This is a genomic window from Micromonospora sp. WMMD987 (genome assembly GCF_029581435.1).
Taxonomy (GTDB): Bacteria; Actinomycetota; Actinomycetes; order Mycobacteriales; family Micromonosporaceae; genus Micromonospora; species Micromonospora rifamycinica.
The window spans coordinates 4,523,165-4,536,681 of the sequence record NZ_CP120861.1 but is presented as its reverse complement, the minus strand read 5'-3'; the positions used below and the strand labels follow the sequence as shown (position 1 = coordinate 4,536,681).

Annotated in this window: 12 protein-coding genes and 1 tRNA gene; 10 read left to right on the top strand and 3 right to left on the bottom strand. The window is 73.0% G+C overall.

The window, feature by feature from the left end:
* Positions 1-223: 223 nt before the first annotated feature.
* Both O7612_RS19090 and O7612_RS19085 read right to left on the bottom strand, forming a co-directional pair.
* Positions 224-454 carry a hypothetical protein gene (locus O7612_RS19090; protein ID WP_282266148.1) on the bottom strand — a complete coding sequence of 77 codons (231 nt, stop codon included), beginning with the start codon at positions 452-454 and terminating at the stop codon, positions 224-226.
* Between the two features lie 133 nt (positions 455-587).
* Positions 588-1,139, bottom strand: a complete 552-nt coding sequence (locus tag O7612_RS19085; RefSeq protein WP_282266146.1) for a GNAT family N-acetyltransferase — start codon at positions 1,137-1,139, stop codon at positions 588-590.
* A gap of 162 nt (positions 1,140-1,301) precedes the next feature.
* Here O7612_RS19085 and O7612_RS19080 point away from each other — a divergent pair, with 162 nt between their 5' ends.
* From O7612_RS19080 to O7612_RS19070, 3 genes are all read left to right on the top strand, one after another.
* A complete protein-coding gene (locus O7612_RS19080) occupies positions 1,302-2,780 on the top strand; it encodes an alpha/beta fold hydrolase (RefSeq protein WP_282266144.1) in 1,479 nt (492 codons plus the stop codon).
* A gap of 151 nt (positions 2,781-2,931) precedes the next feature.
* Positions 2,932-3,060: transfer RNA gene (locus tag O7612_RS19075), tRNA-OTHER, on the top strand.
* Between the two features lie 55 nt (positions 3,061-3,115).
* Positions 3,116-5,275, top strand: a complete 2,160-nt coding sequence (locus O7612_RS19070; RefSeq protein WP_282266142.1) for a hypothetical protein — start codon at positions 3,116-3,118, stop codon at positions 5,273-5,275.
* 179 nt (positions 5,276-5,454) lie between these two features.
* Here O7612_RS19070 and O7612_RS19065 read toward each other — a convergent pair whose 3' ends face one another.
* The gene (locus O7612_RS19065; RefSeq protein ID WP_282266140.1) at positions 5,455-6,843 is read right to left on the bottom strand and encodes a transposase; all 1,389 of its coding nucleotides are present in this window, start codon (positions 6,841-6,843) and stop codon (positions 5,455-5,457) included.
* 318 nt (positions 6,844-7,161) lie between these two features.
* On the opposite strand from O7612_RS19065, the gene O7612_RS19060 reads away from it, so the two are divergent.
* The 7 genes from O7612_RS19060 to O7612_RS19030 all read left to right on the top strand — a co-directional run bounded on the left by O7612_RS19060 (position 7,162) and on the right by O7612_RS19030 (position 13,501).
* Positions 7,162-8,121, top strand: a complete 960-nt coding sequence (locus O7612_RS19060; protein ID WP_282266138.1) for an acyl-CoA dehydrogenase — start codon at positions 7,162-7,164, stop codon at positions 8,119-8,121.
* Complete coding sequence (locus O7612_RS19055) at positions 8,115-8,852, top strand: PIG-L family deacetylase (protein WP_282266136.1); 738 nt, start codon at positions 8,115-8,117, stop codon at positions 8,850-8,852. The genes O7612_RS19060 and O7612_RS19055 overlap by 7 nt, the downstream gene beginning before the upstream one ends.
* Entirely contained in the window at positions 8,849-9,475 is a 627-nt protein-coding gene (locus O7612_RS19050; RefSeq protein WP_282266134.1) for an SAM-dependent methyltransferase, read from the top strand. Before O7612_RS19055 ends, O7612_RS19050 begins: the two co-directional genes overlap by 4 nt.
* On the top strand, positions 9,472-10,203 hold the full coding sequence (locus O7612_RS19045; RefSeq protein ID WP_282266132.1) for a glycosyltransferase: 732 nt from the start codon (positions 9,472-9,474) through the stop codon (positions 10,201-10,203). Before O7612_RS19050 ends, O7612_RS19045 begins: the two co-directional genes overlap by 4 nt.
* Positions 10,204-10,207: 4 nt before the next feature.
* Positions 10,208-10,885: a hypothetical protein gene (locus O7612_RS19040; RefSeq protein ID WP_282266131.1), complete on the top strand. Its 678-nt coding sequence runs from the start codon at positions 10,208-10,210 to the stop codon at positions 10,883-10,885.
* Between the two features lie 117 nt (positions 10,886-11,002).
* Positions 11,003-12,721, top strand: a complete 1,719-nt coding sequence (locus O7612_RS19035) for an aminotransferase class V-fold PLP-dependent enzyme (RefSeq protein ID WP_282266129.1) — start codon at positions 11,003-11,005, stop codon at positions 12,719-12,721.
* A gap of 78 nt (positions 12,722-12,799) precedes the next feature.
* Positions 12,800-13,501: a Crp/Fnr family transcriptional regulator gene (locus O7612_RS19030; RefSeq protein ID WP_282266127.1), complete on the top strand. Its 702-nt coding sequence runs from the start codon at positions 12,800-12,802 to the stop codon at positions 13,499-13,501.
* Positions 13,502-13,517: the final 16 nt, after the last annotated feature.

The following is a 13,517-nucleotide window of genomic DNA, read 5'->3' as shown; positions in this document are numbered from 1 at the left end:
AGCCCGTACCGTTGCCGTCGACCGCCGGACGGTGACGAGGCACTACCGGACCAGAGCCGGGCAGCGGTCACGATGGGCGACCGCCCGGTCGACGAACGGGTGGAGATCGGCGTCGAGCCGGCGTGGCCGGTCGACGTCGACGCCGGCCGTCAGGTCCTTCCCCGTGTCGGTGAGGAACGGGAACCCGGTCCTGGTCGCGGGTGCTGGGCCGGTCGCCCGGCGCTCACCGGTCGGTAGCCTGTTGGCGGGTGCACTCCAGCAGCACCCAGACGTTGAATCCACCCGGCGACTCGTAGCTGTCGATCAGCACGCAGTCGCCGAACCCGGCGTCGGCCGCTTTGACCAGGGCCTGTTGGTATGCGTAGTAGTAGGCCAGCCCCATGCCGCTGGAGCCCTCCCCGCTGAACTGCCTGGTCTCGACGGTGGACCCGCCGGCCGCGGCGGTGCCCGCCATGGGAGCCGCACCGAACAGAACTGTCGATGCGGTCAGTAGTGCTGTGGTCACTCTTTGCGTCAGCATCGCCTCAGGATAGATGGCACTCGATGTGATCGCCATCGGGCGGGATCGACCGGGATCGTGGCGACGCTCACCGGTGGTCGCGTCGTGGCGCGACGGCGGCCCGGCCGAGGCCGACGAGGTCGAGGCGCCAGTCGTTGCTGCGCATCAGGGAACCGCTGCCCGGCGGGTACTCGAATTCGCACGGCCCGAGGAGGGTGAAACCCAGGCGTCGGCAGAGTGCGTTGGAGGGGGTGTTCTCCACCGCGGGGAACGCGTGCAGGCTGCGGGGTGCGTCGCCGTGGTGGGGGAGGCCACGGACGATGGTGATCAGCGCGGCCCCGGCCGCGCTGGCGACGCCACGGCCCTGGTGGGGCGGCAGGACGTTCCAGCCGGTCTCGTAGATCTGCTCGCCGTGCCAGTCACGCCGGTGGTAGGCGATGCTGCCGACCATCTCGTCACCACGCAGTACGACGTACATGCGGCCCCGGCCGGTCGTCGGCAGGGCGAGGTACCGGCGATGCCGGGCCAGCAGCCGGTCCTCCGGCTCGGGGCCGCCGACGTGCCGACGCATCTGCGCGGTGTTGATCCGGTGCAGGAGGTCGAGCGCGGATTCCGACCAGGGTTCGAGACGAACGTCCATGCCGCGCAGCCTGGCAGGCGTCGGAACCGTCGGCCACCTCGATTCGACCGGTACGACCCGGACCCACCGGAAGGCGACGAACCGCGGACGCGCGGGACGGCCACTGCCTCGGACAGCCGCGTTGCGTCCTCGGGGGCCTGCGCCCTAGCGTGTGCGGAGCAGATGGACGCGAGTCGATGGTCGGGGGCGTGGATGCGCGCGGTGGTGGCTGTCCTGGTGGCTTGTCTCAGCACGCTGGTCGTCCCGGCCGGGCCGGCCAGCGGGGCGACCCTCACCTGGGGGGCCTGCCCGGGTGTCACGGACACGCGGCTGCGCTGCGCCACCGTCCAGGTGCCGCTGGACCACGCGCGGCCGACCGGCCCGACGATCGACATCATGATCTCCCGGCTCCCCGCGACCGACCCGGCGCTCCGGCGCGGTGTGCTGGTCACCACGGGTGGCGGCCCGGGTGGCGCCGGAGTTCCCGAGCCGCTGACTCTCGCCACCGTCGTCGATCCCGCGGTGCTCGCCCGGTACGACATCGTCGGGTTCGACATGCGTTTCGTCGAACGCAGCACCCCGATCACCTGTGGCCAGCCGCAGGAGGAGCCGGGCGGCTACTGGGTGCGCACGGCGACGTACCAGCCCCTGCGGGACACCGCCGCCGAGGCCCGTCGGTACGCCCGCGCCTGCGCCCGGCACGCCGGCTGGGCGTTGCCGTTCGCCACGACCGCCCAGGCCGCCCGTGACCTGGACACCATCCGGGTCCGCCTCGGCGAGCGGACGCTGTCCTTCCTCGGCGGCTCGTACGCGGCGATGCTCGGCGTCGCGTACGGCACCCTCTTCCCGCGCCGGGTGGACCGGTTCGTGCTGGACAGCCCGGTCGACTACGACCTCGCCTGGCGTCCCTACGAACTGGACCGGCTCCCGGCCTTCGAGGAGAACTACGCCGCCTTCACCGGCTACCTCGCCGACAACAACGCGGCGTTCGGGCTCGGCGCCACGCCGACCGAGGTCGCGCAGACCCTGAGCCGGGCCTTCGCCCGGGCGGCGGTCGAGCCGATCGTGGCCGGGGACCACGCCTGGACCGCCGGCGAACTCGGCTCCCTGACGGTCATCGCGACGTACTTCGAGTACCTGTGGCCGGTGGTGGCGACCGACCTGGCCGCCATCCTCGCCCACACCCCGCCGCCGATCCCCCTGGACCCGCGCCCGGCCCCCCTGCCCGGCACCCCGGGCGTGCCGGCGGACAACCACACCGCGGTCAACATGGCCTTCCGCTGCGGCGACAACGCCTGGCCGCGCGACCTGGCGACCTACCGCCAGGACCTGGCCCGCCTCGGCACCCGTTACCCGGTCTTCGGCCCCTCGATCGCCAATCTCAACCCCTGCGCCTTCTGGCTGGTCAGCCGGGACAACACGCCGTCGCTCGCCGGCAACCGGGCGCCGGCGGCGCTCGTCGTCGCCGCACTGCGCGACGCCTCGGTGCCGCTGGCCAACTCGGTCGCGACCACCCGGGCCATCGCCGGCTCCAAGCTGGTCACCGTGGACAAGCGGACCCACGTGCCGCTGCTCGGTGGTCAGGCCAACGCCTGCCTGACCGACGCGGTCACCGCGTACCTGGTGCACGGGCACCTGCCGGAGCGGGACACCGCCTGCTAGCTAGCGCGGTGCGGCGCGGTTGCGGAGATCGACGGGCTCGCGGGGCACCGCGGCCGTCGTCTGACCGGGACACGTCCCTGGCCGGGCACGTCCGGAGGGGACCGCGAATCCCGGTGGCCGTGCCGCCCCGGCTGGTGGATGATCGACATCTGGGTCGCTAGCTCAACTGGCTAGAGCATCCGACTGAGTAGCACGTCCGCTATCCGCTCCCGCGGCCATGGGTGGGCTTCCTTCTCCCTGTTGGATCGGAGGGTTCGGGGTTCGAGTCCCCGGCGACCCACTGTGCCGTGGCCGCGGACCGCCCGCTGCCGGAACCGACCGGAACGGAGGGGCACGTGATCGAGAAGCTGGTCATCCAGAAGACTCTGCGCGTGCCGACGAACCCGGCCGCGCCCGGTGACGGTACGCCGGTGGCCCGGCAGTTGGACGCGGCACTGCTCGACGTCGGGTTCTCCGCTTCGCGGGCTCTGCTGGAGCACGTCGGTGCCCTGGCGCCCGCGCCGGCGATGGACCTCGCCACCACGGTCGTGTCGGCGGTGCGTGAACTGGTCGGGGACCACGTCCAGCACAACGCGTACTTCATCGGCTTCCCGCACGACGTGCCGGACACCATCGAGTTCTGGACGGACCGGTTGCGGGCAGCCGTGCTCACCGGCGGGGGCACGGCGACCGACGCCGAGCTGCGGGACGCCGCCGTCGCGGGCGGGGTGAACCTGCTCGACCTGCCGGCCTACGGCACCTACCAGCACACCTACGCGGAGCTGTTGGCCGCGCACGACACGCTGGTCACCGCGGCCGGTGACCGGGTGACCCTGCTGCGTCTGGGTGACCCCGTCGAGGTGGAGGCGGAACGGCTCTACCTGGCCCTGGCCGGCAGCGCGACGCCGCACGGCGAGGCCGACCTCGAGATCCTCGGCGAGCTGGCGGTGGCCTGCGCGGACGGCACGCAGCCGGCCGAGATCCCGGTACGGGAGAACCGCGCCGTGCTCAACGGCATCCGACTCGTCCTCGGTCGCCCCCTGGTCGGCGTGGACACGACGACCGACGTGCTGCGCCTCGCCTGCCAGGTCTCCGGCGGGGACGTCTCGCTCGCGGCACCCACGCGGTTCCGTGCCCTCCGCCGCCCGGAGCGCCGGATGCTGCTGGCCGCGCTGGACGAGGTCGTCGCCGCCAACCCGGACAAGCTCGGTGACGTCGCACGCTACGCGGAGCGCTGGAAGCGGCTCGGGGAACGGCTGCACCCGCACGAGTACGCCCAGTGGCCGCACGCCCAGGAGGTGTTCCGGGTCGCCCGTGGCGAGCGGCGGGTGCGCAACCTCGCCGGCCGTGCGGAGGCGGCGATCCGCGCCGGTGCGGTCGGCCCGGCCGCGTCGGTGTTGTCGGCTGCGCCGGGTCTGCTCCTGCGGTCGGCCGACCGGCTGCTGCGGCTGGCGTCGGCGGCGGAGCGGGCCACCGTCGTCGAGGCGGTCACCGGTGCGCTCGGCTCGGCGTCGGGTCGGGTGCTCCTCGCCCTGCGGGAGCACGTCGACAACCGGCTGACGCCGGCCCCGGCCCGGATGTACGCGAGCCGCTCGCGTACCGCGTGGGTCGGTCCCGACGAGCGGCCTCCGCTGCCGGCCGGGCTGGTGGCCGAGTTGTCGTCGCTGCTCGACGCCGAGATCGGCGCCCGGCTGCCGGAGCCGTCACGACCGCTGGTGGTGGACCCGGAGGTGCTCGACGTCGCCCTGCCGCTGTCCGGCAAGGCGTCCGAGGGCGGCTTCGCGGTCATGCCGAGGGGCTCGCGGGCACCGGTCTCCGGTGAGCTGCTGCGCTTCTTCACCTACTGGCGTCAGACCGGTCGCCGTACCGACCACGACCTGTCGCTGCTGCTGCTCGACGAGGACTTCCACAGCGCCGGCCAGGTGTCGTGGACGAACTACCGGCACGACGGCGTGGTCCACTCCGGCGACGTCACCGAGGCGAAGAACGGTGCGACCGAGTTCATCGACGTGCCCCTGACGGTCCGGGGGCACTACCTGGTTCCGCAGGTCAACGTCTATGCCGGCGAGTCGTTCGAGGAGGTCGCCGAGTCGATGTTCGGGTACCAGACCCGGGCGCGGGACCAGCGCGGCATGCCGTTCGACGCGCGGACCGTGCGGGCGCGTTCGCACCTGCGCGGCCAGGGACGGGTCGCGCTGCCGATGGTGTTCGCCAGGAGCGGGCGGGGCTGGCAGGCGGTGTGGCTGCACCTGTACCTGCGGGGACAGCCGTCGTTCAACCGGGTGGAGGGGAACACGTTCACCACGTCCGACCGGGTCCGGGCACTCGTGCAGCGGCGGTACCTCACCGTCTCCTACCTCGTCGACCGGTGGCGGGAGCGGGCCGAGGTGACGACGTGGAACGGCCGGCTGCCGGACGAGCCGGTCACCTTCGTCGGCATCGAGGCGCCCGAGGGCCTGCCGGACGGGTCGGAGACGTTTACCCTGGACCGGCTCGGTGAGCTGATCCCCGGGTGAGCGGGAGTCGAGGCCATGCGGGTGCTTCCTGCTGTTCCGTTCGATTCGGGATCTCCGCGCGAGCGGAGGACTGGTACTAGTAGTGCTTTGTTAGGTTGGTACCAGTTGGTGGCAGAGTGGGCAGAATCCGAGCCAGGTCGCGAGGTGGTATTGCAGCTCGCGGAGGACGGCGTAGAGGCTCAGGTCTGCCCTGTTGCTTTTGGGTCTGCGAGTCGTAACTGGGTGAGGAACAGTTGGGCGGCTGCGGTGAGGGTGACGTGGCGGTGCCAGCCGATCCAGGATCGGCCTTCGAAGTGGTCGAGGCCGAGGGCGGTTTTGAGTTCGCGGTAGTCGTGCTCGATGCGCCAGCGGCTCTTGGCCAAGCGGACCAGTTCGGCCAGCAGGGTGTCGGTGGGCAGGTCGGACAGCCAGTAGTCGGTGGGTTCGTCCTGGTCGGGTGGCCATTGCACGAGCAGCCAGCATTCGGGGAGAACACCGTCGTCACCACAGTGGGGTCCACGTTGGATGGCCCGGCCTGCCGGCCGGACCCGTAGGGCGAGGAAGTGCCCGGCCAGGTCGCGGGAGGTCTGGCCGGGGGCACGATCGGCGGTGGCGATCCGGTCGCGCCAGCGCACCTGCCGGGCGTGGTGGGCGCCGTGAGCGAGGGCGAGATCTTTGAGGCTGCGGGCGGGCTGTGGGTATCTCGGTTTCGGGTGCATACCGACCCCGGCGTAGGGGACCTCGACGGGTTGAGCGTCGCCGGACTGGGCGGTGGTCGACGAGGTGGTCGCCACGATGTAGCCGATGCCGCGTTCGGTCAAGCCCTGGCGGAACTCGGCGACCTGCCCGTAGCCGGCGTCGGCGGTCAGCAACGGCGGACGCAGGCCCCACCCGGCCAGCTCGTCGATCATTTCCAGGGCCATCATCCACTTTGGCCGATACCGCTGCTCGTCAGGCAGCTTTGAGGCTGACCGTCGCCGCAGGATCTGGTCGATCTGCTCGGCGGGTGGCGGCCGTAGGCGCTCGTGTGGCTTCTTCGCTCCGGCCTGGTCACGGGTCACGGGTTGCTGGCGCAGCCTGCGGGCGTGCGGGTTGGCCACCTTCCCGTCAGTGTCCGCAACGCAGGTCTCGTCCCAGGACTCAGGCACGAACAGCCGCCAGTCGAGCACCGCCGACGCGGTGTCACTCGCGGCGTGGACACTCACGGCGATCTGGCAGTTCGCGACCTTACCGAGGGTGCCGGAGTACTGCCGGGCCACGCACGCTGACGCTTTGCCGTCCTTGGGGAAACCGGTGTCGTCCACCACCCACACCTGCGGGCACACCAGGTCAATAGCGGTCCTCGCCAGCCGCCGCCGCACATCACTGACATCCCAGGTCGACGAGGTCAGGAACTGCTGCAACTGCTGGTGATCCACCCCGAGGCGCTGCGCCATCGGCTGCATCGATTTGCGCCGACCGTCCAGCATCAGCCCCCGCAGATACCGCAACCCGGTCCCCCGCTGATCCGACCGCGGCAACCCCGCGAACAGCCCGGCCGCGAAGTCCTCCAACCGCGTCCGCACCCGCGTGAGTCCTCGCTCGTCCACGCCCGGCAGCCAAACACAACCCAAAGAGCCCTACAAGCGACACACCGGAACAACCTAACAAAGCACTACTAGCCCCCGTGCTCTCCTCGACTCCCGGCCACCGGCACCGCCCGGCACCAGCGGCCGTGCCATGTTTCGCCCCGCAGCAGGGGGGCATCTTCCGGCGACGACCTACGAAGACCGCAGGTCACGCTGGGGGAGGTGCCCGATGACGGTCGACCGTCAGCAGAGGTTGCCCGTTGTCGGCGACGGAACGGAACGGAACGGATTTCACCCGGTACGCCCCGGGGGAGCGCCCCGGGCGACGAGGCTCCGACGGTGATCACCGCGGGCACGCCGCCCGGGGAGGCGTTCCGGTCGGCCGTGCTCGCCGGTCGGCTGGACCTGCCGTTGCCCGGCGGTGGACGTACGGCGCAGCGGTGGTCGCGCCTGGTCGAACTCGGCCGCACCGACCTGGTGCTGGCCCGGCTGGGGGAGGGGCACGCCGACGCCCTGGCGATCCTCGCCGAGCTGGGCGTGTCGGTCGATCCCCGGTGGCGTCGTGAGCCGTGGGGCGTGTGGGCGGCCGCCCCGGCCTCGGTCACCGCGACCCGGGACGGCGACCGGTGGCTGCTCACCGGGGACCGGCCCTGGTGCTCCGGGGCGGGTCTGCTGTCCCGGGCGCTGGTCACCGCGACCGCCGCCGACGGTGTCCGGCTGTTCGCGGTCGAGGTCGGTGCGGCCGGGGTCACCCCGGTCGCCGGCACCTGGCCCGCCGTCGGCATGGCCGCCAGCGACAGCCGGACCGTCAGCTTCGACGGCGTGACCGCCGTACCCGTGGGTGGCCCAGGCCGCTACACCGCGCGGCCGGGCTTCTGGCACGGCGGGCTGGGCGTGGCGGCGTGCTGGTACGGCGGCGCGGTCGGGGTCGCCGACGCCCTGCGCGACGCGGCCCGGCACCGGGGCCTCGGCCCGCACGCCATGGCGCACCTCGGGGCGGTCGACGCGGCCCTCACCGCCGCCCGCGCCGTCCTGTTCGCCGCCGCCGCCGAGATCGACGCGCACCCCACCGGTGACGCGGACCGGCTGGCGCACCAGGTGCGGGCCACCGTCGAGGCGGCGGCCACCACCGTCGTCGACCGGGTCGGCCGGGCGTTGGGGGCGGGACCGTTGTGCCGGGACGCCCACCACGCCCGGCGGGTCGCCGACCTGACGGTGTACCTACGGCAGAGCCACGCCGAGGCGGACCTGGCCCATCTCGGCGAACTCGCGGCGGCGGCGGGGGAACCCGGATGGTGAGGCCGATCGTCGACGTGGGCACCGACGAGGGCACCTGGCGTGCCTGGGCCGCACCGGCCGACTGGCCCGTACTCACGCTGGACGACCGGGCGCGGGCGGTGCCGCCGCTGGTCGTCGCCCCGCACCCCGACGACGAGGTGCTCGGCGTCGGCGGCCTGGTCGCGATGCTCACCGGCGGCGTGGAGATCACGGTCGTCACCGACGGCGAGGCCTCCCACCCGGATTCCACGGTCCACTCCCGCGCGGAGCTGGCCGCGATCCGGCGGGCCGAGACAGTCACCGCCTGTGGCCTGCTCGGCGTCGTCCCCGCGGCCATCGACCATCTCGGGCAGCCCGACGGCGCGGTCGACGAAGCGGCGCTCACCGACGCGTTGACCAGCCGGCTGACACCTGGCCGGTGGTGTGTCACGACGTGGTGCGGCGACGGACACCCCGACCACGAGGCGGTCGGTCGGGCGGCCGCGGTCGCCTGCCGGCGTACCGGCGCGACACTGCTGGAGTTCCCGGTGTGGACGTGGCACTGGGCCACGCCGGACCACCCCGATGTGCCCTGGCACCGGGCCCGCCGGATCGACCTGACCCCGGCGGCCAGGTCGGCCAAGCGGAGGGCGGTCGACGCCTTCCGTAGCCAGGTCCTGCCGCTCGGGCCGACGCCCGCCGACGCCCCGATCCTTCCCCCGCACGTTCTCGCACGCTTCGCGCGCCCCTACGAAACGGTGTTCGTGTCATGACCTCACGCGGCACCCCCGGCGAGTACTTCGACGACATGTACGCCCGGGCCGAGGATCCGTGGAGCTTCGCCACCCGCTGGTACGACCAGCGAAAGCACGAGGTGACCGTGGCCTGTCTGCCCCGCCGCCGCTACCGGTCGGCGTTCGAGCCGGGATGCTCGACCGGCATGCTCACCCGCCGCCTCGCGCAGCGCTGCGACCGGTTGTTGGCGGTCGACCTCGCCGCCGCGCCGGTGGCGAGCGCCCGGCGTCGCCTGTCCGACCAGCCGCACGTCCGGGTGGAACGGATGCGCGTCCCCGACGAGTGGCCGGCCGTGGGGACCGACCGCTTCGACCTGATCGTCCTCTCCGAGCTGGGCTACTACCTCGACGACGCCGGACTGGACCGGCTGGTGGCCCGTACGGTGGACTCGCTCGAACCCGGTGGCACCCTGGTGGCCGTGCACTGGCGGCCGGCGGTGGCCGAGCACGCACGCGGCGGCGACGACGTGCACCGGCTGCTCGCCGGTGTGGACGGCCTGACCCGGACGGTGCGGCACGAGGAGGCGGACTTCCTCCTCGACGTCTTCCTCCGGGTGCCGCCGCCGGCCAGATCCGTCGCCCAGGCCGACGGCCTGTGGTGAACCGGATCGCGGTCGTGGTGCCCGCCCACGACGAGGAGGCGTTGCTGCCCGGCTGTCTGACCTCGGTCCTCGATTCGCTGCGTCACCTGCCGGTGCGCTCGGAGGTGATCGTCGTCGCCGACGACTGTCGGGACGCCACGGCCGCCGTCGCCGAGCGTCTCGGCGTCGTCGTGCTGACGGTACGGGCGCGCAACGTCGGCCGTTCCCGCGCCGTCGGCATGGCGCACGCCCTGCGGCACGGACCGCAGGGTCTGTGGCTCGCCACCACCGACGCGGACAGCCGGGTGCCCCGGCGGTGGGGCGGCTGGCAGCTGCGCCACGCCCGCGCCGGCACCGACCTGCTGGTCGGGACGGTGCGGGTCACCGACTGGGCACCCCGCTCCGCGCTGGTCCGGGAACGCTACGAGACCCGGTACCGGCACGGTCTGACCGGCACCGGCCACCGGCACGTCCACGGTGCGAACCTGGGCTGCGCCGCCACCGCCTACGAACGGCTGGGCGGATTCGCCGACCTGCGCCACGGCGAGGACCACGACCTCGTCGAGCGCGGTCGTCGGCGTGCCATGCGGGTCGTGGCCGACGCCGACTGCGCGGTCCGGACCAGCGCCCGACGACACGGCCGTGCCCCGCACGGCTTCGCCGGCCACCTCGACGCCCTCGACGACCGGCCCCCGGCACCGCCCCGGCACCACCACACCCGGCCGGGGTGCGCACGGCAGTCATCATGAGGGGGTGGTTCCCCGACGTCTGCGGCTCGCCGCGCAACGATCCCGCACCCCGGCACCGCCGGCCGGCACCAGCCTCACCGACCGGGTGCAGGCCGCCGCCGCCGTCATCGCCGTCCTGTTCGCCGGTGGGGCGCTCCTCATCTCGCTGGACACCCTCAAGGACCAGCAGCGGATCAACCGGAACCAGTGGGAGCTCAACGTCGCCGCCCAGGACCGCCAGCAGAAGCGCTACGCGTCCCGCGTCGCCTGGTGGACGACCAACCACTACCGTGAGGATGACGACTATCGGATCATGGTGCAGAACCGGTCCACCGCACCGCTGCGAGGGCTGGAGTTCTTCCTGCCCGAGCGGCACCGCTGGCTGCTGGGCGACAGCGGAGCGCCGGTGCTGTTCTTCCTGGAGGACATCCCCCCGTGCACGGTGGCGCGGTACCGCATCGGCCGGGACCTGGACGGGGAGGCGGCCAGCGCCGTCCGGGCGAGCTTCTCCGATCCGAGCTGGGAACTGCGCTTCACCGACAGCCTCGACCGGTGGGTGATCTCCGAGTGGGGGCTCCGGCCAGCCGGCACCGCGCCGCCGTACCCCACCCGCGGCAACGGGGTGCCGGACGTCGCCTCCGACACGCTGGGCGAGGACCGGGCGGGCACGTCGGAGGCACAGGACTGCGGTGAGGGCGGCTGAGCCGACCACGCCGTGAGCGGCGTCGCCCGCCGGTCGGGCACACTGTGGACAGCGATCGGGACACCGACGCGTCGTCGACCCGCCCCGTCGCCATCGCCCCGGGGGAGGGAACGCGACATGGCAATGGTGGGTACGTCCAGGGTGGACCTGCTGCTGGCCCGGATCCGTGACGGCATCATCGGCGAGGGTGAGGTGCTGGACGGCCCGTACGGCCCCCGCCGGATCACCTACGCCGACTACACCGCCTCAGGTCGGGCGCTGGACTTCGTGGAGGACACCGTCCGGCAGTGGGTGTTGCCCCGCTACGCCAACACCCACACCGAGAGCTCCGCCACCGGCCGGGCGACGGGACGGCTGCGCGAGGACGCCCGGCGGACCATCCTCGACGCCGTCGGCGGCACCGACGACCACGCGGTGATCTTCTGCGGCTCCGGGGCCACGGCGGCGGTCGACAAGCTGGTCGGCATCCTCGAACTGCGGCTGCCCGACGGGCCGACCCGCCGCCACGGCCTGCTGGACGGCATCCCGGCGGCGCAGCGCCCGGTGGTGTTCGTCGGTCCCTACGAACACCACTCCAACGAACTGCCGTGGCGGGAGACGTACGCCGACGTGGTCGTCATCGGCGCGGACGCCGACGGGCACATCGACCGCGCCGAGCTGGCCGCGCGCCTGGCCCGGTATGCGGACCGTCCGCTGCGCGTGGGCAGCTTCTCCGCCGCCTCCAACGTCACCGGGATCCTCACCGACACCGACGCGGTCACGGCGCTGCTGCACGCCCACGGGGCGCTGTCGTGCTGGGACTACGCCGCCGCCGGACCGTACCTGCCGATCCGGATGGGTGCGTCGGCGCCGGGAGCCGCGGACGGCAAGGACGCGGTCTTCCTGTCCCCGCACAAGTTCGTCGGCGGGCCGCAGACCCCCGGCGTGCTGGTGGTGCGCCGGGACCTGGTGCGCAACCGGGTGCCGACGGTCCCCGGCGGCGGGACCGTGACGTTCGTCGACCCTGCCGGGCACCGCTATCTCGACGATCCGGTCGCCCGGGAGGAGGGCGGCACCCCGGCGATCGTCGAGTCGATCCGGGCGGGCCTGGTGTTCGCCCTCAAGGAGTCCGTCGGCACCGACGTCATCCGGGACCGCGAGGAACGGCTGTGGTCGCGGGTGCTGCGCGGCTGGTCGGCCAACCCGGGGATCGTGGTCCTGGGCGACCTGCGGGCACGGCGGCTGCCCATCGTGTCGGTGCAGATCCGCCACGGTGCCCGCCACCTGCACCACAACTTCGTCGTCACGCTGCTCGACGACCTGTTCGGCATCCAGGCCCGCGCCGGGTGCTCCTGCGCGGGCCCGTACGGGCACCGCCTGCTGGGGATCGGCGAGGAACGCTCCCGCGCGTTCCGGGAGGAGATCGTCCAGGGCTGCGAGGGGATCAAGCCCGGGTGGACCCGGATCACCTTCGGCTACTTCATCTCCGACCGGGTCGCCGACTACCTGATCGACGCGGTCGACCTGATCGCCCGCCAGGGGCACCGGCTGCTGCCGGACTACCGCTTCGACGCCCGCAGCGGCCGGTGGCGCCACCACCGGGGTACGGCGTGGTCGCCGCGCCTGGCCGACCTGGTCCCGCTGCTGACCGGCGACGACCAGCCGGCACTGCGGCGGCGGTGGGCCGGCGAGGACGCCCTGGCCGGCTACCTGGAGGAGGCCCGGGAGATCCTGGCCGGTCGCCCGGACCACGTCGACGAGGGCGACACCGGCCTGCCGGCCGGCGTTGAGGCGCTGCGCTGGTTCCACCTCCCGCCGGCCTGCACGGCTGCCGGGGACACGCCGTCGTCGAGCTGACCGGCGCGGCCAGCCGGGCCGACATTCGGCCAGCCGGTGCCGCAGACTCTGTGGTGGTTTCGGCGGTACATTGTGTAGATGCGTGACGGGGGTGGATCCGGACTCGTCGCTCATCTCCCGCAGGACGAATGGCGTCGGGTGCAGGAAACCGGAATCCCCGTCCGCTTCGCACCCCGCGACGTGCTCCTGCGTCAGGGTGACACCACCCAGCACGTGCATGTCGTCCTGGCTGGCTGCGTCAAGATCGTGCGCTCGGAGAGTGACGGCAGCCGGGCGATCCTGACGCTGCGGGCCGCCGGCGACGTGGTCGGTGACTTGGCGGCGGTCGACCTGCACCCGCGCTCGGCCACGGTCACCGCCCTCACCACCACCCTCACCCGGCTGCTGACCGGCCCGCAGTTCCGGCGCTTTTTGACCAGGCCGGTGTTCGCCACGGGTTTCGCCACCTACACGGTGGGCCGGCTGCGAACCTCGGACGCCCAGCGCACGGCGCTGGCCGTATTGCCCGTGCGGGAGCGGCTGGTCCGGGCACTGATGCAGCTCTACCTGGAGAGCCAGCGTGCCGACGGGCGGCCCACGATCCGGCTGTCCCAGGCAGAGCTCGCCGAGCTGGTCGGTGCCTCGCGCAATGCGGTCGTCGCCGAGCTGACAGCTCTGCGCGAGGCCGGCATAGTCGCCACCGGACGGCGTGAGCTCACCGTCGTGGACCCGGTGGCGCTGAGCGGCCGGTCACATGATCTGCGCACAGAATTGGGCAGAGAGCCGCCGGTTCCGGGTTGACGCTGAGGGGGTCCCG

Excerpts from the sequence above, each read along its gene's own strand:
- O7612_RS19090 (WP_282266148.1), bottom strand. The coding sequence starts at position 454 with ATGGCGGGCACCGCCGCGGCCGGCGGGTCCACCGTCGAGACCAGGCAG.
- O7612_RS19085 (WP_282266146.1), bottom strand. The coding sequence starts at position 1,139 with ATGGACGTTCGTCTCGAACCCTGGTCGGAATCCGCGCTCGACCTCCTG.
- O7612_RS19080 (WP_282266144.1), top strand. The coding sequence starts at position 1,302 with ATGGACGCGAGTCGATGGTCGGGGGCGTGGATGCGCGCGGTGGTGGCT.
- O7612_RS19055 (WP_282266136.1), top strand. The coding sequence starts at position 8,115 with ATGGTGAGGCCGATCGTCGACGTGGGCACCGACGAGGGCACCTGGCGT.
- O7612_RS19050 (WP_282266134.1), top strand. The coding sequence starts at position 8,849 with ATGACCTCACGCGGCACCCCCGGCGAGTACTTCGACGACATGTACGCC.
- O7612_RS19035 (WP_282266129.1), top strand. The coding sequence starts at position 11,003 with ATGGCAATGGTGGGTACGTCCAGGGTGGACCTGCTGCTGGCCCGGATC.
- O7612_RS19030 (WP_282266127.1), top strand. The coding sequence starts at position 12,800 with ATGCGTGACGGGGGTGGATCCGGACTCGTCGCTCATCTCCCGCAGGAC.